At 67.3% G+C, this 19,165-nt stretch carries 18 protein-coding genes and 1 pseudogene; 8 read left to right on the forward strand and 11 right to left on the reverse strand.

The window, feature by feature from the left end; all coding sequences use genetic code 11:
• Positions 1-130: 130 nt before the first annotated feature.
• The 8 genes from BUA29_RS01320 to BUA29_RS01355 form a co-directional block, all read right to left on the reverse strand.
• On the reverse strand, positions 131-628 hold the full coding sequence (locus BUA29_RS01320) for a GNAT family N-acetyltransferase (RefSeq protein ID WP_072754841.1): 498 nt from the start codon (positions 626-628) through the stop codon (positions 131-133).
• A complete protein-coding gene (locus tag BUA29_RS01325) occupies positions 625-906 on the reverse strand; it encodes a type II toxin-antitoxin system TacA family antitoxin (protein ID WP_072754842.1) in 282 nt (93 codons plus the stop codon). Before BUA29_RS01325 ends, BUA29_RS01320 begins: the two co-directional genes overlap by 4 nt.
• Positions 907-1,026: 120 nt before the next feature.
• Positions 1,027-2,001: an EF-P lysine aminoacylase EpmA gene (epmA, locus tag BUA29_RS01330; protein WP_072754843.1), complete on the reverse strand. Its 975-nt coding sequence runs from the start codon at positions 1,999-2,001 to the stop codon at positions 1,027-1,029.
• Entirely contained in the window at positions 1,998-4,346 is a 2,349-nt protein-coding gene (ligA, locus tag BUA29_RS01335; protein WP_072754844.1) for an NAD-dependent DNA ligase LigA, read from the reverse strand. Before ligA ends, epmA begins: the two co-directional genes overlap by 4 nt.
• A gap of 43 nt (positions 4,347-4,389) precedes the next feature.
• Complete coding sequence (gene zipA / locus BUA29_RS01340) at positions 4,390-5,100, reverse strand: cell division protein ZipA (protein ID WP_072754845.1); 711 nt, start codon at positions 5,098-5,100, stop codon at positions 4,390-4,392.
• A gap of 19 nt (positions 5,101-5,119) precedes the next feature.
• Complete coding sequence (gene smc, locus BUA29_RS01345; RefSeq protein ID WP_072754846.1) at positions 5,120-8,623, reverse strand: chromosome segregation protein SMC; 3,504 nt, start codon at positions 8,621-8,623, stop codon at positions 5,120-5,122.
• A gap of 180 nt (positions 8,624-8,803) precedes the next feature.
• Positions 8,804-9,112, reverse strand: a complete 309-nt coding sequence (locus BUA29_RS01350) for a BolA family protein (protein ID WP_072754847.1) — start codon at positions 9,110-9,112, stop codon at positions 8,804-8,806.
• Entirely contained in the window at positions 9,109-9,408 is a 300-nt protein-coding gene (locus BUA29_RS01355; protein ID WP_072754848.1) for a YciI family protein, read from the reverse strand. The genes BUA29_RS01350 and BUA29_RS01355 overlap by 4 nt, the downstream gene beginning before the upstream one ends.
• A gap of 387 nt (positions 9,409-9,795) precedes the next feature.
• On the opposite strand from BUA29_RS01355, the gene BUA29_RS01360 reads away from it, so the two are divergent.
• From BUA29_RS01360 to BUA29_RS12370, 4 genes and pseudogenes are all read left to right on the forward strand, one after another.
• Complete coding sequence (locus BUA29_RS01360; RefSeq protein ID WP_072754882.1) at positions 9,796-10,689, forward strand: segregation/condensation protein A; 894 nt, start codon at positions 9,796-9,798, stop codon at positions 10,687-10,689.
• A gap of 5 nt (positions 10,690-10,694) precedes the next feature.
• A pseudogene (gene scpB, locus BUA29_RS01365) lies at positions 10,695-11,274 on the forward strand (SMC-Scp complex subunit ScpB); the annotation flags it as partial.
• Between the two features lie 166 nt (positions 11,275-11,440).
• On the forward strand, positions 11,441-12,838 hold the full coding sequence (rluB, locus tag BUA29_RS01370; RefSeq protein WP_072754849.1) for a 23S rRNA pseudouridine(2605) synthase RluB: 1,398 nt from the start codon (positions 11,441-11,443) through the stop codon (positions 12,836-12,838).
• Positions 12,839-12,843: 5 nt separating this feature from the next.
• Entirely contained in the window at positions 12,844-13,224 is a 381-nt protein-coding gene (locus tag BUA29_RS12370) for a hypothetical protein (protein WP_245770473.1), read from the forward strand.
• Positions 13,225-13,301: 77 nt separating this feature from the next.
• On the opposite strand, the gene BUA29_RS01380 is transcribed toward BUA29_RS12370, so the two are convergent.
• The 3 genes from BUA29_RS01380 to BUA29_RS01390 form a co-directional block, all read right to left on the reverse strand.
• Positions 13,302-14,102, reverse strand: coding sequence for an amidohydrolase (locus BUA29_RS01380; protein ID WP_072754850.1), 801 nt, complete (start codon positions 14,100-14,102; stop codon positions 13,302-13,304).
• A 64-nt stretch (positions 14,103-14,166) separates the two neighbouring features.
• The gene (msrA, locus tag BUA29_RS01385; protein ID WP_084602291.1) at positions 14,167-15,504 is read right to left on the reverse strand and encodes a peptide-methionine (S)-S-oxide reductase MsrA; all 1,338 of its coding nucleotides are present in this window, start codon (positions 15,502-15,504) and stop codon (positions 14,167-14,169) included.
• Positions 15,505-15,525: 21 nt separating this feature from the next.
• Positions 15,526-16,674 carry a pyridoxal phosphate-dependent aminotransferase gene (locus tag BUA29_RS01390; RefSeq protein ID WP_072754886.1) on the reverse strand — a complete coding sequence of 383 codons (1,149 nt, stop codon included), beginning with the start codon at positions 16,672-16,674 and terminating at the stop codon, positions 15,526-15,528.
• Positions 16,675-16,786: 112 nt separating this feature from the next.
• Here BUA29_RS01390 and ccmA point away from each other — a divergent pair, with 112 nt between their 5' ends.
• The 4 genes from ccmA to ccmD all read left to right on the forward strand — a co-directional run bounded on the left by ccmA (position 16,787) and on the right by ccmD (position 19,161).
• The gene (gene ccmA / locus BUA29_RS01395; protein ID WP_072754851.1) at positions 16,787-17,428 is read left to right on the forward strand and encodes a heme ABC exporter ATP-binding protein CcmA; all 642 of its coding nucleotides are present in this window, start codon (positions 16,787-16,789) and stop codon (positions 17,426-17,428) included.
• Positions 17,425-18,096, forward strand: a complete 672-nt coding sequence (gene ccmB, locus BUA29_RS01400; RefSeq protein WP_072754852.1) for a heme exporter protein CcmB — start codon at positions 17,425-17,427, stop codon at positions 18,094-18,096. The genes ccmA and ccmB overlap by 4 nt, the downstream gene beginning before the upstream one ends.
• A 139-nt stretch (positions 18,097-18,235) precedes the next feature.
• Entirely contained in the window at positions 18,236-18,991 is a 756-nt protein-coding gene (locus BUA29_RS01405) for a heme ABC transporter permease (RefSeq protein ID WP_072754853.1), read from the forward strand.
• Positions 18,988-19,161 (forward strand): heme exporter protein CcmD, encoded by a 174-nt coding sequence (ccmD, locus tag BUA29_RS01410; protein ID WP_072754854.1) that lies wholly within the window; start codon positions 18,988-18,990, stop codon positions 19,159-19,161. Before BUA29_RS01405 ends, ccmD begins: the two co-directional genes overlap by 4 nt.
• The last annotated feature ends 4 nt before the right edge of the window (positions 19,162-19,165 follow it).

Consider the following 19,165-nt stretch of genomic DNA (forward strand, 5'->3'; position numbering starts at 1 on the left):
CGTAGCTCACGTTGGCGCAGATCTGATCAACGGACACTCGAGGGCTTCCAGGTCGGCTTGCGTGTAGGACATCGCGTAGCTCGCGTTGGCGCAGAAGAGCAGGCACTCCGGGATACGCTTGCAACGAACCTCAAGACGGCTTGACGGTTGCCAGCGGCAGGAACAGCGTCAGCGGCGAATCGGGCAGCGCGATAAAGCCATGATGCCGATAGAAGGCCGCAGCGCCCGCATCCTTGGCATCCACGATCAGCGCAAAGGCGGCGATCTCCGAACAGGCGGCGCGGTCGATCGCATCGGCCAGCAGAGCGCCACCCAGCCCCTGCCCTTTGAATGCCTGATCGACAGCCAGGCGGCCCATACGAACGGCTGGCACGGTGGGATAGCGCGGCAGCTTTTTGCCGATGCGGGCCGGAAGATCAGTCAGCAACAAACTTGCCGACGCCAGGATGTAGTACCCGGCAATGCGATTCCCGTCCGCCAAGGCCACAAAACAGGCAGCCACGCGACGACGAATGTCCTGGCTGACCTGTTCGCGCAGGTAACGGTTCAGCGGCTCCGAACCACTGTCGAACGCGGCGCGGTCATACTTGGCATCGAACGGCGCCAGCAGGAACGGCGCACGACTCATTCAGCACGTAGAAGCTTGCGACGACGAGCGAAAGCGCGTTTCAGCGCAGGCGCTGGTTTTGGCGGCGACAACAGGGCTTGCGCAAAGCATTCCTGATCGGCAAGCGACAGACGGATGATTTCGGCTTGCTGGATGGCGCGCTGCGCTGCCTCCTGCACCGCCGTCACGACGAAATCGGTCATGGTGCGCCCCTGAAGCTCGGCGGCACGTTTGAGCAGCGCATGCAGTTCCGGGCTGATCCTGGCTTCGAGGCGGGCAGTCGAGGCGGGTGCGGGCATGACGGCGATCCTCCGCACGCAATGATACGGCAGATTGCCGTACATATCCATCCGCTGCGCGGGCCCTCGGGCTGCGGCGCTTGCGGACGCGTAACGGGGCACTGCCCGGCCGACGGTCATTCAGGCATGCGCAAAATCGAACGCCAGCACCTCGGCGATGCGGTCCGTGTCGAGCAGCGCCATCAGCAGGCGATCCACTCCCACGGCCACGCCCGCGCAGGCGGGCATGCCATGCGCCAGCGCCGCCAGCAGCGCCTCGTCGATCGGCACCGCCGGCAAACCACGCTGCGCCCGCACCGCCACATCGCGTTCGAACCGGGCCCGCTGCTCGCTGGCATCGCACAGCTCGTGATAGCCATTGGCCAGCTCCAGCGGGCCTAGGTACAATTCAAAGCGCTCGGCCACCGGCGGATCGCCGGCACGGATGCGCGCCAGCGCCGCCTGCGAGGCCGGCCAGTCATACACCGCCAGCAACCGGTCGGGCGCAAACGCCGGCTGCAAGCGATGGGTCATCAGCAGGTCCAGCCAGTCATCGCGACCAAGACCGGTCGGGTCGATCTGCACATCCCCCAATGCCTGGGCCAGGGTGTCGAGGTCGGCCTGGAACGGGTCCACCTGAAGCTGCTGCCAGTACAGGTCACGAAAACTCACCCGCTCGACCCGCGCCGTGCGCCCGACCAGCGCCAGCGCGGCCTGCACCAGCTCGATGGTTTCTTCCAACAGGCGCAGATGATCCCAGCCGACCCGGTACCACTCCAGCAGCGTGAACTCCGGGTTATGACGGCTGCCGGCTTCACCATCGCGGAACACCCGGCCCAGCTCGTAGCAGTCACCAATGCCAGCCACCAGCAGCCGCTTGAGAGCGAACTCGGGCGAGGTGCGCAACCAGCGGGTTGGTGGCGCGCCGTCGGTGCGGCCAGAAAACCGTAGTGAAAACGAGGCGATGTTGGGCTCGGTATTGCCCGCCACTGACAGCACCGGCGTTTCCACTTCCAGCACACCGCGGGCATGGAAGAACTCGCGCACCAGCCGATTGAAGCGGGCACGCAGCTGCAATGCCGGGTAAGTCGCGGTCGGACGCCACTGCTGACTCATGCGCCATGCTCACGCAGAAAGTCCAGAAACCGGGCTTCGTCCCAGATCTCGATCCCCAGCTGCTCGGCCTTGGTCAGCTTGGAACCGGCCTCGGCGCCAGCCACCACGAAGCTGGTGTTTTTGGACACGCTGCCGGCGGTCTTGGCGCCCAAGGCTTCGAGTTTTTCCTTGGCCTGGTCGCGGGTCATGCTGGACAGGGTGCCGGTGAGCACCACGGTCTTGCCGGTCAAGGGGCCGCCGGTGGCGGTGGCTGTGTCCGGCAGGCGCTGGCGCAGCTGCTGCTGTGCCTGGGCACTGCGCAGCAGCAGGCGGGCATTGGCCGGATCGCTGCGCCAGTCGCACAGCGCTTGCGCGGCATCGTCCGGCAGGCCGGCGCTCACCAGCGCATGGTGGGGTGCCGCAAGCAGCGCCTGGGCATCGGAATACACCGCCGCCAGTTGCGTCGCCCGCAGCGGGGTCAGCCGGGGAATCTCCAGATCGACAAGCAGCTGCTCCAGCGTCAACAACGGACGCAGACGCGGGTCGGGCGCATGGGCATCGGTGATCCGCACCCCGCCTTCGAACAGGCGATCGATCACCCGCTGGTTACCGGCCTGATCGAAGAAGTGACCGATCGCCCGCGCCACTTCGCCACCGACATCGGGCACGCACTTGAACAGCGGCCACGACAAGGTGCGGATCACTGCCATGTCGCCAAACCATTGCGCCAATGCCTTGGCCGTGCTCTCGCCCACGTGCGGGATCCCCAGGGCATGAAGAAACCGGGCCAGGGTGGTGGTGCGGCTGCGGTCGATGGCCGCCAGCAGGTTCTCGGCCCAGCGGGTGGCCACTTTGCCGGTGCGGACGGACTCCGGCACGGTTCCGTCGCGCTCATCCGCGCGACGTTTCATCTCCAGCAGATCGTCCAGGGTCAGCCGGTACAGGTCGGCCACGTCACGCAGATAGCCGAACTCGGCCAGCAACTCGATGTAGCGCTCGCCCAGGCCGTCGATATCCATCGCCCGCCGTGACGCGAAGTGCAGCACCGCCTGCACCCGTTGCGCCGGGCAACTGAGCTCGGCGGAGCAGCGCCAGGCGGCCGCGCCCTCTTCGCGCACCAGCTCGGCGCCACACACCGGACAGTGCGTGGGCATCTGCCACGGGTGGGTCCCGGGCGGGCGGCGAGCCAGCACCACCTTCACCACTTCCGGAATGACATCGCCGGCGCGACGCACGATCACGGTATCCCCCACTCGCACGTCCAGCCGGGCCACGTGATCGGCGTTGTGCAGGGTGGCGCGGGTGACGGTGACGCCGCCCACCTGCACCGGACGCATCAGCGCCCACGGCGTGACGACACCGGTACGACCGACGCTGACCTCGATCGACTCGACCACCGTGGTCTGCTCCTGCGCCGGGAACTTGTGGGCAATGGCCCAGCGCGGGGCACGCGCCACGAAGCCCATCTCGCGCTGACCTGCGTAGTCATCGAGCTTGTACACCACGCCGTCGATGTCGAACGGCAACTGGTCGCGCTGCGCGCCGATCCGCCGGTAATAGCCAAGCAAGCCATTCAGACCGCGCTCCAGTGCAATCAGATCGCTGACCGGAAACCCCCACTCGCGCAGACGCGCCAGGGTGGCCGAATGGGTCGCCGGCAGCGCGCCCCCCTCGACCTGGCCAACGCCATACGCATAGAAACTCAGCGGCCGCTGTGCGGTGATGCGCGGATCCAGCTGGCGCAGGGAACCTGCGGCGCCATTGCGCGGGTTGGCCAGCACCTTGTCGCCATGCCGCCGGGCATGCTCATTCCAGCGTTCGAAGTCGGCGCGCGCCATGTACACCTCACCGCGCACCTCCAGCACCTCCGGCCAGCCGCTGCCATGTAACTGCTGCGGGATCACCTTGATGGTGCGCAGGTTGGCGGTCACGTCCTCGCCGGTGCTGCCATCGCCGCGGGTGGCCCCCTGCACGAACCGTCCGCCTTCGTAACGCAGGCTGATCGCCAACCCATCGAGCTTGGGTTCGGCGGAAAACACCAGCTCTTCGTCGGGGCGGCCGAGTCGTTCGCTGATGCGGCGCACGAAATCGGCCACTTCCTCGTCGCTGAAGGCATTGGCCAGCGACAGCATCGGCACCGCATGCACCACCGGCGGGAACCGACCGGAGGGCGCGCTGCCCACCTTGCGGGTGGGCGAATCCGGGCTGGCCAGTTCCGGGTGCGCGCGCTCCAACGCTTCCAGTTCGCGCACTAAAGCGTCGTATTCGGCGTCGGTCAGGTCTGGATCGTCCAGCAGGTGATAACGCCGGTTGGCGTCCTCGATCCGCTGACGCAGTTCGGCAATTTTTTCGGCGACGGTGGGCATCGCAGGATTTTACGTGCCAGGCACGCCGGGCGTATGGCTGACGTCACCAGCGCGTGGAGCGCCCCAGCGGCGGGGCGGCATTCTGGCGATCGTAGGCACGCAGCTCGTCACGGATGTACTGGATGCGCTGCCGCCCCAATGCATTGCGATCTTCGTCGAGCACCACGCCATCGAGCAGGTCGGCCATGCGCTGCGCCGCGGGCTCCATGGTTTCCCAGGCATCCAGCGCCGGCACCGGTGCTGGCAGGGTCAGGAAAAAGGCGAGCGCCGGAGTTTCCAGGCTGTCGATCTGGGTCAGATCGAAACTGCCGGGCTTGATGATGTTGGCCACGCTGAAGATCGGCCCCAGCTCCGGACGGCCATCCACCAGGCGGTGGAAGATGTCCATGTAGCCGAAGGTCAGCCCGGCTTTCTCCGCCGCGACCAGAATATCCGGGCCGCGCAGGGTGCAGCCGGCCTTGGCGGCCACGTACAGGGTCACGATGCGGTCGAACTGGTCGCTGACACGCTTGCCCGGCAACACCCGCTCGGGAGGCGGCGCCAGCGGCAGCTCGTCCTGGGCCACGTCTTCGTGCGCGCTGGCGCGATCGACCGTGCCCGCGTCCGGAGCCTGCTGTTCCCCGCTGCGCCCCGTCGCGCGCGCCACCCGCCGGCCCTGCCCTGCGTTGCGGCTGCGGCCGAAATAGATGATCGCGCCGAGCAAAACTGACATCGCCACTGCGATGCCGATCCGCAACAGGGTCATGTCGCTCATGCCGCCTCCGTCTGCCGTCTCACTCTGCCCCTGCCAGCCGCGCTGCCTCGGCCAGATCCACCGACACCAGGCGCGACACACCCGGTTCGCGCATGGTGACACCGGCCAACTGGAACGCCGCCTCCATGGTCACCTTGTTGTGGGTGACGACCAGGAACTGTACCTGCTCGCTCATCTCCCTGACCAGCGCGGTGTAGCGCCCGACATTGGCCTCGTCCAGTGGTGCGTCCACTTCGTCGAGCAGGCAGAACGGCGCCGGGTTGAGCTGGAAGATGGCAAATACCAGCGCCACCGCCGTCATTGCCTTCTCGCCGCCGGACAGCAGGGAGATATTGGAAACGCGCTTGCCGGGCGGCCGCGCCATGATCGACACACCGGCTTCCAGCAGATCGTCGCCGGTCAGTTCCAGATAGGCATGGCCGCCACCGAACAGCCGCGGATAGAGCGCCTGGAAGCTGCTGTTGACGCGGTCGAAGGTGTCCTTGAAGCGTCCGCGGGTTTCCCGGTCGATCTTGCGGATGGCCTCCTCCAGCGTTTCCAGCGCCGTGGTCAGGTCGGCGTGCTGGGCGTCCAGATAGTCCTTGCGCTGGGCCGCCTCAGCGTGTTCGGCGATGGCGGCCAGATTGACCGGCTCCAGCCGCCGCAACCGCGCATCCAGCTCGGCCACCGCGCGTTCCCATTCGGCAGGGGTGGCCTCGGCGGGCAGTTCATCGAGCAGGGCCTGCATCTCAAATCCCGCCTCGGTGACGGCCGCGCTCAACTGCTCGGCCTTCAGCGCCAGCGCCTGCTGCTCCAGCCGCAACTGGGCGATGCACTCGCGCTGGCTCAGGGCCTGGGCATCGCGCTGCTGGCGGCGCTGTTCGTGCTCACGCAGTTCGGCATCGATACCGTCCAGCTGCGAGCGCGCCTCGGCCAGCGCCCGATCGGCCCGTACCCGCTCTTCCAGTGCAACCTGCCGCTCGGCCTCCAGCGCCTGCACCGGCGCATCGCCTTGCGCCAGCTGGTCGGCCAGCTCGGACAGGCGTGCGTCTAGCTGACCACGCTGTCCTCCCATGCGCTCCAGCGCCTGCACCAGCGCCACGATCTGCACGCGCTGCGATTCCAGCGTCAGGGCCAACGAATGGGCGGCCTCGCGCGCCTTGCGGGCCGCCGCCGCGGCCGCTTCGCGCCGCTCCATCAGATACCGGCGCTCGTTCTCCAGGGTCTGGCGGGTGGACTCCAGATTGCCCATCCGCGCCAGGGCCTCTTCGATCCGCTGCCGTGCCTGGGCGGCCTGGGTCTTGCCCGTCTCCAGCAACTCCTCGACCTGGACCAGCTCGGCATCGATCCGTTTGATCCGGCTGCGGGCGTTGTCCAGACGGCCCTGCTGGCTTTGCAACTGGCCTGCCAGTTCCGAGACGCTGCGGTGGGCCAGATACAGCTGGCGCTGAGCATCTTCGCGGTGCTGCTCGGCGGCCAGATGCGCGTCGCGCAGCTCGGCCAGTTCGGTTTCGAGCACGTGCTCGCGCTCGACCATGGCGTCGATTTCAGCCCGCAAGGCCTGGATCTGCCGCTCGCGCAGCAGCGCGCCCTGGCTTGCAGCGCCAGTGCGATTGATCTGAACCCAGCCGGCACCGATCCGCTCACCGGCGCGGGTGACCACGGACTCGCCCTCACCCAGGCGGGCCAGCAGGGTGCGGGCCTCGGTCAGGGTGTCGGCACCGTGCAGCGACGCCAGCAGGCGCCGGATGGCACGCGGGCCACGCACGCGTGCGGCCAGCGAAGTTGGCGGGTATGCACTGTCATCATCGTCGTTGGCCACCAGCGCCAGACGGCCATCGCCCAGCTCAGCCAGCGCCTCGACCAGCGCCTGCGGCACCTCCACGATCACCGCTTCGATCAACTGACCGAGCGCGGCTTCCACCGCAGTTTCCCAGCCCGGCTCGACCTGCAGGCGTTCGCCCACCCGGGCGGCATCATCCAGACCGTGCGCCTGCAACCACTGCCGGGCGGCGCCTTGTTCCTGCCCCAGCGCGGCGGCCTGCAGGGTTTCCAGCGACGCCAGCCGGCCACGCGCTGCCTGGGCCTGCTTGCGCAGCTCGGCCAGTGCCGACTGCGCCACCCGGCTGCGCTCCTGGATATCGGCAGCCGCCTGCCGGCGCGCATCCAGCTCGGCGGTCAGCCGTTCCACCTCCTCGCGCCGAGTTTCGAGCTGCTGCTGCACCTGTTCGAAGCTGGTCGCCAGGGCATCGAGATCAAGCGCGGCGCGCTCTTCGCGCAACTGCTGGCGGCGACGATCGGCATCGAAGATCTGCCGGTCCAGATGTTCGATGCGGGTGCGCTCCACCTCGCTGGCGCGCGCCGCCTCGGCCTGTTCGCGGCTGTAGGTGTCCCAGCGCTGCTGCCAGTCGGCCAGCCGCTCCTCGATCTCCTGCAAGGCATCCTGCCGCTGCAGTTCTTCTTCCCGTAACGCGTCCAGTTGCGGCTCGGCATCTGCCACCGCCGCCCGCAGCGCCTCCAGTTTCTGCTGGTCATCGCGGATATGGCCGCCCAGCTCGGCCAGTGCCGCCTGCGCCTCGTCACGCGCACGCAGCAGGCGCTGCGCCATTTCCCGCTGATGGTTGATCTGCTGTTCGATCCGGGCCAGGTTGGCGCTGACCTGATAGACCGCTGCCTGCGCGGCATTGAGCGCCTCGCTGGCCGCCTCACGGCGGGCGCGGCCGGTTTCCAGCGCAGTTTCGGCATGGCGCTGCTCGGCAATCAGTTGTTCCAGCCGGGTTTCTTCACGCTGCAGCCGTTCCCGCAGACTGGCAAGCTGGGCGTCCAGGGTGCGGAACTCCAGTGCCCGCCATTGCGCTTCCTTGATTTTGCGTTCGGCCTGGATCGCGGTGTACTGCTCGGCCTGTTTGGCCTGCCGGGCCAGGTGCTGCAACTGCTTGCCGACTTCCTCGCGCAGATCGTTGAGACGATCGAGGTTTTCCCGGGTATGGCGGATGCGGGTTTCGGTTTCCCGCCGGCGCTCCTTGTACTTGGAGATGCCGGCCGCTTCCTCGAGGTGGGCGCGCAGCTCCTCCGGCCGGGCCTCGATCACCTGCGTGATCATGCCCTGCTCGATGATCGAATAACTGCGCGGCCCGAGGCCGGTGCCAAGGAACAGGTCGGTGATGTCACGCCGCCGGCACTTGGTGCCGTTGAGGTAATACTGGCTCTGTCCGTCCCGACTGACCGTGCGCTTGACCGAGATTTCGTTGAACGCGGCGTACTCGCCGGTGATGGTGTGATCGCTGTTGTCGAAGATCAGCTCCACCGACGCCTGCGACACCGGCTTGCGGGCGGAACTTCCGGAAAAGATGACATCCGCCAGCGAGTCGCCACGCAGGCGGCTGGCGGCGTTCTCGCCCATCACCCAGCGGATGGCGTCGATGATGTTGGATTTGCCGCACCCGTTCGGCCCGACGATGCCGGTCAGGTTGGTGGGCAGATGCAAGGTGGTGGGATCAACGAACGACTTGAACCCGGACAACTTGATGGTGGAAAGACGCATGCGCGACGTGCACCCCAGGCAGCCGTGTGTGCTGCCAGACAATGGATGGATCGGGACTCCCGAAGGACGGTCTGAACAACGCCATCCTGGCGTTGCCAGCCTGACGCGGGTATCCGGCCCGGCGGACGGCACTCAACCACTCTGCGCCCCCGCCGGGACTGCCCGGCGAGTATAACGGCCTCACTCCGCCTCGTCCGGGGCCCGGGCGTGGATCGACAGGGCGTGGATATCGGTCTGCAACATCTGCCCCAGTGCGGCGTGGATCATCCGGTGGCGGGCCAGGAGCGATTTGCCGGTAAACGCCGCGCTGACGATCTCGACATGGAAGTGCCCCAGCCCGCCGCGGCTGCCGGCATGACCGGCGTGACGGTGACTGTCGTCACGGATCTGCAATGACTGCGGCGCCAGCGCCGCCTCCAGCAGCTCGCGCATGCGCGCAATCCGCGCCGGGTTGAGACGGGGAATATCGGCTTCGGTCCATTCACTCATGGCAACACCTTGCGGAACGGCCGCACCTCAATCCGGGCATAGACCCCGGCCGCCACATAAGGATCGGCCTCGGCCCAGGCCCGCGCCGCTTCGAGCGAAGCAAACTCGGCCACCACCACGCTGCCGCTAAACCCGGCCTCGCCCGGATCCTCGGCATCGATCGCCGGGCATGGCCCGGCCAGCAGCAGCCGTCCCTCGTCGCGCAAGGCTTGCAGCCGCGCCAGATGTGCAGGCCGCGCCGCCTGGCGCCGGGCCAGCATGTCCGGCCCGTCGTAGCCTTCGATGACATACCACATGGAAGATCTCGCCTCCGTTGCGTCAGAGCGGGCATTGTAGGGACCGTCCGGCCGGGCTGCGCGCCGCTGTGACGGCTGGCTTTCTGAATCGCACACGGTTTCGACGCTGCTGCCAGTGGACAGGGCCGCGCCGAATGCGTAGGCTTGCCAACACGTCAGGCCCGTATCCAGCGGCCCGCGCGACCCGCCGGCACCCCACGCCGCTTCGCGCCCGCCGATCCGGCCTTCCCGCCACCGGTTGTGCTGTGCCCGTCCGGCGCAGGCGTCCAGGCATGGCGGATCTGCAGCAAGCGCAATGCCACCGGCCGCCGTGTCGCGGCCATTGCCCGATTCATGCGGTGGCCCGGAGGGGGCCGCAACCCGATGACAGCCGAAGCCAGCGCCGCCATGTGCGACGCGCCCCAGCAAAACTCAAATGCCAATGCGCATCCGCAGCAGCAGGAAATCCCGCTGGCGGTGGTGCTCGGCCAGCCGGTGCTGCAGATCCCGCAGGACCTCTACATCCCACCGGATGCGCTGGAGGTCATCCTGGATGCCTTCGAAGGGCCGCTGGATCTGCTGCTGTACCTGATCCGACGGCAGAACCTGGACATCCTGGACATCCCGGTCGCGGAAATCACCCGCCAGTACGTCGAATACATCCAGGCCATGCACGAGCTGCGCTTCGAGCTGGCTGCCGACTATCTGGTGATGGCCGCGATCCTGGCCGAGATCAAGTCGCGCATGCTGCTGCCGCGGCCGCCGAGCGAGGAAGGCGAGGAAGAAGACCCGCGCGCCGAACTGGTTCGCCGCCTGCAGGAGTACGAACGCTACAAGAAGGCGGCCGAGGACTTGGATGCCCTGCCCCGGCTGGAGCGCGACACCAGCGTGGCGCAGGCCCATGTGCCGGATCGCACCACGATCCGCCTGCCCCCGCCGGTGGATCTGCGCGAGCTGCTGCTGGCCCTGCATGAGGTGCTGCGCCGCGCCGAACTGCAAGGCAAGCACGCCATCCGGCGCGAGGCGCTCAGCGTGCGCCAGCGCATGGGCGAACTGCTGGAACGGCTGGCCGATGGTGCCTTCCACCGTTTCGAAAGCCTGTTTGTGATGGAAGAAGGCCGGCTCGGCATCGTGGTGACCTTCCTCAGCCTGCTGACCCTGGCCAAGGAGCAGCTGGTCGATATCGTCCAGGAAGCCCCGCTGGCCCCGATCTACGTGAAATCGCTGGCTGGCGAGCAGCCCCCGGACCGCGACGCCCTCAGCGACGAATTCGACACCCCGGTTTCCCCCACCGACGCATGACCGACATCGACCAAGCCCTCGTCACCCGCATCGTGGAAGCGGCATTGCTGGCGTCCAGCCAGCCGCTCGACCTGGTCCAGCTCAAGGGCCTGTTCCCGCTGGATGCACCCGCACCGGAAGGCAGTATCGAACAGGCGCTGGCCGACCTTCAGGCCGCCTGCGCCGAGCGCGGCGTGGAACTGGTGGAAGTGGCCAGCGGCTGGCGCTACCAGGTCAAGCAAGACGTCCACCCCTGGGTTGCCCGGCTGTGGACCGAGCGCCAGACCAAATATTCCCGGGCCACGCTGGAAACGCTGGCACTGATCGCCTACCGGCAGCCGATCACCCGCGGCGAGATCGAACAGATCCGCGGCGTCACCGTCAACAGCAGCATCATCAAGGCGTTGGAAGAACGCGGCTGGATCCGCGTGGTCGGCCATCGCGATGTGCCCGGCAAGCCGGAACTGCTGGCCACCACCAAGGCCTTCCTCGACTATTTCGGGCTGAAACGGCTGGACGAGCTGCCACCGCTGTCCGAACTCAAAGACATCGGCGAGCTGGAACCAGAACTGCCGTTGGAACCGGCCATCCCGGCCAACACGGCGTCCGACCCGCACACCGATCCCGCCGAATCCACCCGCGCGCTGGCAGCGGCCGATCCTGACCCTGACAGCACTTCCGGCACCGCAAGTGCCACCTCCTCCATTTCCTCCCACACCCCAGACGTCGCACCGGCCGAAGACACGCCGCACGCCACGTCGGAGCACACTGCATGAACCAGCACGACACCCCCCGCCGCCCCCTGAGCCTGAAACGTGACACCGCGACTGACACGACGGCACCGCGACTGACCGAACGCCTGCACAAAGTGCTGGCGCAGGCCGGGCTGGGCTCGCGCCGCGCCCTGGAACAGCGGATTGCTGAAGGCCAGGTCAAAGTCAATGGCGAAGTCGCCCAGACCGGCATGAGCATCAGCGGCGGCGACAAAATCGAAATCGACGGCAAGACCTTCGTCGCCACCGCCCTTAGCGACTCGCCGCGGGTACTGATGTACAACAAGCCCGAAGGTGAGGTCACCACTCGCGAAGACCCCGAGGGCCGGCCGACCGTGTTCGACGCGCTGCCGGTGCTCAAAGGCGCACGCTGGATCGCCATCGGCCGGCTCGACATCAACACCACCGGCCTGCTGCTGCTGACCACCGATGGCGAGCTGGCCAACGCGATGATGCACCCCAGCCACGAAGTCGAGCGCGAATACGTCTGCCGCGTGCGTCCACCGGAGGGCGAGGATCACGTCAGCGACAAGATCGTCGATCGGCTCGCCCGTGGCGTGGCGCTGGAAGATGGCCCGGCCAAGTTCGACGAGATCGAGCGCATTGGCAGCAGCGACTCCCACGACTGGTTCCGGGTGCTGCTCAAGGAAGGCCGTAACCGCGAAGTCCGCCGGCTGTGGGAATCGCAGGGCTGCCAGGTCTCACGCCTGAAGCGCATCCGCTATGGCCAGATCCGGCTGCCACAGCCGCTGCTGCGCGGCAAATTCCAAGAACTGCCGCCCGCTGAAGTCGAAGCGCTGCGCAAATCGGTGGGGCTGGAAGATGCTGTGCCCTCCGCACTGACCCTGATGCCGGTGCTGGGCCAACGCCGGGCCAGCAAGACCGTGATCGCCGCCAACACCCGCGGACAGGGCTACGTCAACGGGCACAACACGGCCGACGAAGGCCGCGAACTGCGCCGCTTTGACCAGTTCCGCGAAGACCGCGGCCGGCGCGGCCAGAAGACCTCGACCGGCCTCACCGTGACCGGCGAAATGGCGGCCAAACAACGCGACAAGCGCCTGAAAGTGAAAGGCCCGCGCCAACCCGGCCAGCGCATGAAACCCGGTGAGCAGCGTGGTGACAACCCGGCAGCCATGCGCACCTGGTATGTCCCGGAAGGCGTGGACACCGGCCCGGCCGGGCATCGCAACCCCGGCGCACGCGGCGCCCGCGCCGCCAGCGGCAAACGTGCAACAACCGGCGAAGCCCGGCCGAAGCGTCCGGCCAAACCGTACGGCCATCCGGCCAGCGCCCCCAGCTTCCCGTCCGATCACGCCGGCACGTTCAACCCATACGGCGCCAAGCCGCCGCGCCCACGGGGTGGCGGCAAACGCGGACCGCGCGGAGGCCGTTGACAGCCATGGCAGCCACGCTGCTCGCACTCTGGCTGGCGGCCACCCAGGCCGCCGACCCGGTGCCGCTGGAGGTGTACGACGCCAAACGCCTGGCCGCGCGTGACGAGGCCACCGTCACCGGGCCGGCACGGCAAACCATGCTGACCGCCCAGCGACAACTGCTGGACGCCGGCGTGACGGCGTGTGCGTTGGGCCAGCCGCAGCACGATTTCAGCCCATTCACCATCGTCATGCAGCTGGACGCCGATGGCCGCGTCCAGCAGACCTGGCGCGAAGGCAGCTCACCGCTGGCAATCTGCCTGCAACGCTACGTCCGCGACCGCGCCGTGTTCATCCCACCACGGGCACCGTTCTATTCCGCGCTGGAAGTCAGCTTTACCCCCTAAGGCAACCTGACGCGGCGGCACAGCCGGCCAGATCGCTACACGATGACCGCACGTTGGCCGCCTTTGGAAAAGGCGTGTCAGTCGTCCAGGTGGAAGCGGTCGGCGTCCTGCAGGGCCGGGAAGCGCTGGCGGTGGGCCAGCAGTTCAGCCGCCTGCAGGGTGGTGGTGACCACCACTTCCTCGTCCGTGCATTCGCTGACCGGGTGGCCAAGGAAGTCGATCACGGCACTGTCGCCAGCGTATTGGAGACCATTGCCATCAGTACCGACCCGGTTGACCCCGACCACATAGCAGAGATTTTCGATGGCGCGGGCACGCAGCAGGGTTTTCCAGGGATAGCTGCGCACCGCCGGCCAGTTGGCCACGTACAGGGCCAGGTCGTAGTCGGCCTGGCTGGTGCGGGCGGGATCAAACCGGTTGCGCGAAAACACCGGGAAGCGCAGGTCGTAGCAGACCTGCAGCAGGATGCGCCACCCTTGCCAGTCCACGACCACACGTTCGCGGCCCGGCGCATAGCGCTCATGCTCGCGGGCGAAAGAAAACAGGTGGCGTTTGTCGTAGTGCACCAGGGTGCCGTCCGGGGTGACAAACAGCATGCGATTGAAGACCGCATCGCCCACCCGTAGCTGCACGCTCCCGGTGATGGCCGCCCCTAGTCTGGCGGCTTGTTCACGCAGCCAGGCCACGGTGGGCCCGTCCATCGTCTCGGCCTGGGCGATGGCGTCGTTGGAAAACCCGCTGGTGAAGGTTTCAGGCAGCACCACCAGATCAGTGACGCCGCGCAGGGGGGCGATCAGGTGACCGTAGTACTCACGGTTCCCGGCCGGGTCATGCCAGCGGGTCTCGCCCTGGACGATGGAAACGCGAAGATCGTGCATGGGGGTTACTTTACCTGGGAGATCGAAGCACCGTGCGTGGGCAAGAGGTGCCAGACCGTACCGGTCACGTCCCGGCCGGCGGGTCGGGGACAAACTTCAGCACCGTGCCATTGATGCAATAACGCTTGCCGGTCGGTGGCGGGCCGTCATCGAACACATGCCCAAGGTGGATGCCGGAGCTGGCACTACGGACCTCGATGCGGTGCATGCCATAGCTGTCATCGGGCAAATACTGCAACGCGCCCGGCATCGGCTCGAAGAAGCTGGGCCAGCCGCAGGCGCTGTCGAACTTGGCATCGCTGCGGAACAGGGCGGCGCCGGTGATCGGGTCGTAATAGGTGCCCGGCCGCGATTCGTGCAGATGGGCGCCGGTGCCCGGTGGCTCGGTGCCGTTTTCGAAGGCGATCCGCCGCTGCTCGGGCGTGAGCAGGTAGAACCCAAGCCACTGCCAGAACGCCTTGGGGTCGCCGGCATAGCCGGTATAGCGGGCCACCTCGCGGCCCTGCTCGAACAGGACGATGGTGGGGGTGCCCAACAGCGGGCCGGCCAGCGTCCATCCCAGTGGCGCCCGCTGGGCGCGGGTGCGGACGAAGGGAACGTCTGCCTTCCAGCTGGACAAGACATCCGCCTCGAACTTCTCGCAATACGGGCAGTCCTGCGCCTCATAGACCACCAGCTGGCGATCACGATGCAAGCTGGCCCCATCCGGCGGCGGCGTTGCACCGGCGGTCGCGGCCACGCCGAACTTGACCCCGGTACCACCCAGTCCGCAGTAGCCGTCCGGGTTCTTGAGCAGATAGTCCTGGTGATACTCCTCGGCCCGGTTGTAATTCTTCACCGGCAGGATTTCGGTGGTGATCGGCCCGAACCCGGCACGGGTGAGGTTTTCCTGGTAGATGGCGCGGCTCTGTTCCGCCAGCACCTTCTGCGCCTGGGTGGTGTAGTAGATCGCGCTGCGGTAGTTGCTGCCGATGTCGTTGCCCTGGCCGCCGACCTGGGTCGGGTCATGGTTTTCCCAGAACGCGGCCAGCAGGGTCATCAGATCCAATCGCTTGGGGTCATAACGCACCCGTACCACCTCGGCATGGTTGCGGGCGTGGCTCAACCCAGCGCGCAGCCGCTGTTCCTGCCGCAGCACGTCCTCATAGCCAACCCGCGGGGCATCGCCGCCGGCGTAGCCCACTTCCACCGCGACCACACCCGGCACCGCACGCAGGCGCTTTTCCGCACCCCAAAAACACCCCATGCCAAAGTAGATGTCCTGCAGTTGCGCGTTATCCATGACCCGTCCTCCTGATGCTGCCGCCACCGGCCGCGCCTGCAAGGCCCGCCAGCCCAGTACGCCCACCGCCGCGCTCACCAGGATGGCCAGCAGCAGGGCGATGGACTTTTCGATGGACATGGCAGCCTCCCGGCATTGGCCTTACAGCTTGGACAAGCGTTCGATGGCAAGGTTCAGGGTGCGCTCGTCCTTGGCAAAACACAGCCGCAGCAGGCGCTGGCCGGCCGGCGGCGTGGCATAAAACGGCGACAGCGGGATCCCGGTGACGCCGTGCTCCACCGTCAGCCAGCGGGCGAACTCCAGATCCGGCAGGTCGCTGACCGCGGAATAGTCCACCAGCTGGAAATACCCGCCCGCCACCGGCAGCGGCCGGAACCGGGTGCCTTGCAGACGGGCGCGGAACTGGTCGCGCTTGTCCTGGTAGAACGCGCCGAGCGACTGGTAGTGGCCAGGTTCGGCCTGGATCATCTCGGCAAAGGCATGCTGGGCCGGGTTGAAGCTGCAGAACACGTTGTACTGGTGCACCTTGCGGAACTCGGCCGACAGCGCCGGCGGCGCGATGCAATACCCCAGCTTCCAGCCCGTGCAGTGGTAGGTCTTGCCGAAGCTGGACACCACGAAGGCGCGCTGGCGCAGTGCCGGATAGCGCAGCACCGATTCATGCCGGGCGCCATCGAACACGATGTGCTCGTACACCTCATCGCTCAGCAGCAGGATGTCGGTGCCGTCCAGCATGGCCTGCAGCCGCTGCATGTCGGCCACGCCCAGCATGGCCCCGGACGGGTTATGCGGGCTATTGATGATCAGCATGCGGGTGCGCGGACTGATCGCCGCCTGCACCGCCGCCCAGTCGGGGGCGAAACTGGCCGGATCCAGGGCGACATGCACCGCCGTGGCACCGGCCAACTCGATGGCCGGCTCGTAGCAGTCGTAGCAGGGGTCGAGCACGATCACCTCGTCACCGGCACGCACGACCGCGTGGATGGCATTGAAGATCGCCTCGGTGGCACCGCTGGTCACGGTGATTTCGGCATCCACGTCCGGCCGCCAGCCGTAGCAGGCCTCGGTCTTGTCGGCAATCGCCTGCCGCAGTGCCGGGATGCCGGTCATCGGTGCGTACTGGTTGTGCCCGGCCTGCATCGCCCGGGCCAGCGCGTCAATCAACCGTTGCGGCACCGGGAAGTCCGGAAAGCCCTGACCCAGGTTGACCGCACCATGCTCGGCGGCCAGTTGCGACATGACGGTGAAAATGGTGGTGCCGACCTTCGGCAGTTTGCTCTTGATATGCATGGCCATGCCCGTGGAAGGGGCGTGTGAGTGTACGGAAAATGCCGGCACGCGGATGCACCATCACACCGGCACGAACCCGGGCCGACGGTGAGCCCTGTAGAATGCCCGGCCCATGCCCGCTGCCGCCCCGCCGCCGCTGCTTGCCGTCTTCGACCTTGCGTTTTCACGCGATGAAACGCCCATTTTCGGCCCGCTGTCACTGCACGTCGGCGCGGGCGAAGCCCTGCTGGTGCAGGGTGACAATGGTGCCGGCAAGACCACCCTGCTGCGGGTTCTGGCCGGGCTGCTGCGCCCCGATTCCGGCACGGTGATGCTCGCAGGCCAGCCCGCCCACCCGACCCTGCGCGCGCAGCAGATCGCCTATCTCGGGCACTTGCCGGGCCTGAAAGCCGATCTGTCGGCACTGCACAACCTGCAATATCTGTGCGGCCTGCACGGCCGTCGGGCACGCCTGCAGATCGACACCGCATTGGCGTTGGTGGGGTTGACCGGTTTCGAGGATGCGCCGCTGCGCACCCTGTCCGCCGGGCAGAAAAAACGGCTGGGCCTGGCACGGCTGTGGCTGTCGCCTGCCCCGCTGTGGCTGCTCGACGAGCCTTACGCCAACCTCGACCTGGAAGGCATCCAGCTGGTCAACCGGATGGTGCAAGCGCATCTGGAGGCTGGCGGAGCGGCCATGATCACCACCCATGGCGCCTATGCCGCACCGCCGGTGCGGACTCGGCTGCTGGTTCTCAAGCGACCCGACGCATGATGTGGCAAGCCGCCCGCGCCCTGGTTCTGCGTGATCTGCGCCTGCTCTGGGCACGGCGTGGCGATGCTCTGCAACCCCTGCTGTTTGCGCTGCTGACCGTGGTGCTGTTCGCACTGGGGCTGGGCGGCCAGGCACGCGCGCTGGCACCGGTCGCCGCTGCCGTGCTGTGGCTGGCGACATTGCTGGCCGGCTTGCTGGCACTGGATCATCTGTTCCGTGGCGATGCCGAAGACGGTTCGCTGGAGCAATGGATGCTGGCCCCGGTGCCACTGTGGTGGCTGGTGCTGATCCGCACCCTGATGCACTGGGCCACCAGCGCACTGCCGGTGATTCTGGCGGTCCCGCTGCTGGCCGAACTGCTTTACCTGCCCCGCACGCAGCTGCCGGTGCTGCTGGCCTCACTGCTGCTCGGCACGCCGATCTTGAGCCTGCTAGGGGCCGTGGTGGCTGCCCTGACCGTAGGGATGCGCCGCGCCGGCATCCTGGTGGCGCTGCTGGCACTGCCGTTGTATGTGCCGGTGCTGGTGTTTGGGGCAGGCTCGGTCGCCGCCCAGGCACAGGGGCTGGATGCGACCGGGGCATTACTGCTGCTTGCAGCTGGCCTGGTGCTGGCCCTGGTGCTGGCACCCGTCACCGCCGCCGCCGCATTGCGAATCGCCCATTCCTGAAGGCGCTCCGGTCAGGGACATGCCGCGCCGATGCTCGCCCTCGCTTGCGGGCACTTGATCCAGGACAAACCGGCGCGGAGGCAGGCTGTTATCCTTGCCACCTTCCGCGGCCACCCCCTGCCGCCCGCCCCAGGTTCCGATGCACCCGCTCATCCGCTGGTTCCATCAACTCGGCTCTCCCCCGTACTTTGACCGCTTCGCTGCGCGGTGGGCCCCGTGGTGTCATGGCCTGGGGCTGGTGACGATGCTGATCGGCGCCTATGGCGCCCTGTTCGTGGTCCCTGCCGACTACCAGCAGGGTGACAGCTTTCGCATCCTCTACATCCACGTGCCATCGGCGTGGATGAGCATGGCCGTGTTCGCACTGATGGCGCTGTATGCGGCGATCGGGCTGATCTGGCGGATCAAGCTGGCGGAAATCCTGGCCATGGCCTGTGCGCCGACCGGCGCCGGCTTTACCGCCGTCACCCTGCTCACCGGCGCCATCTGGGGCAAACCGATGTGGGGCACCTGGTGGGACTGGGATCCACGCCTGACCACCGAGCTGATCCTGCTGTTTTTGTATCTCGGCGTGATGGGCCTGTATGCGGCCATCGATGACCGCCGCAACGCTGCGCGCGCGGCCGGGCTGCTGGCCATCGTCGGCGTGGCGCTGCTGCCGGTGATCCGCTGGTCGGTGGTGTGGTGGAACTCGCTGCACCAGGGCCAGACCATTCGCCTGTTCGGCCCGTCCAGCATGGATGCCAGCATGCTGCCGCCGCTGATCTGGATGATTATCGGCACCAAGCTGTGGTTCATCGGCTCACTGCTGGCCCGGGCTCGCGCCGACAATCTGCGCCGGGAAGCCGGCAAGGACTGGGTGCTGCAGCAGACCACCACGGGAGACGCCGGATGAGCTACCGCGAGTACGTGATCGCTGCTTACGCGGTGTTTGCGTTGTTCCTGCTCTGGGATGCCCTCACCCCGGCCCTGCAAGTGCGCGCCATCCGCCGGCTGGCGCAGCGGCAGGCCCGGCGACGCACCGCCGCGCGCCCCGCGCCCGATCTCCCCCTGTCCCGCGACTGACCCT

The sequence above is a fragment of the Thermomonas hydrothermalis genome, assembly GCF_900129205.1.
Classification (GTDB): Bacteria; Pseudomonadota; Gammaproteobacteria; order Xanthomonadales; family Xanthomonadaceae; genus Thermomonas; species Thermomonas hydrothermalis.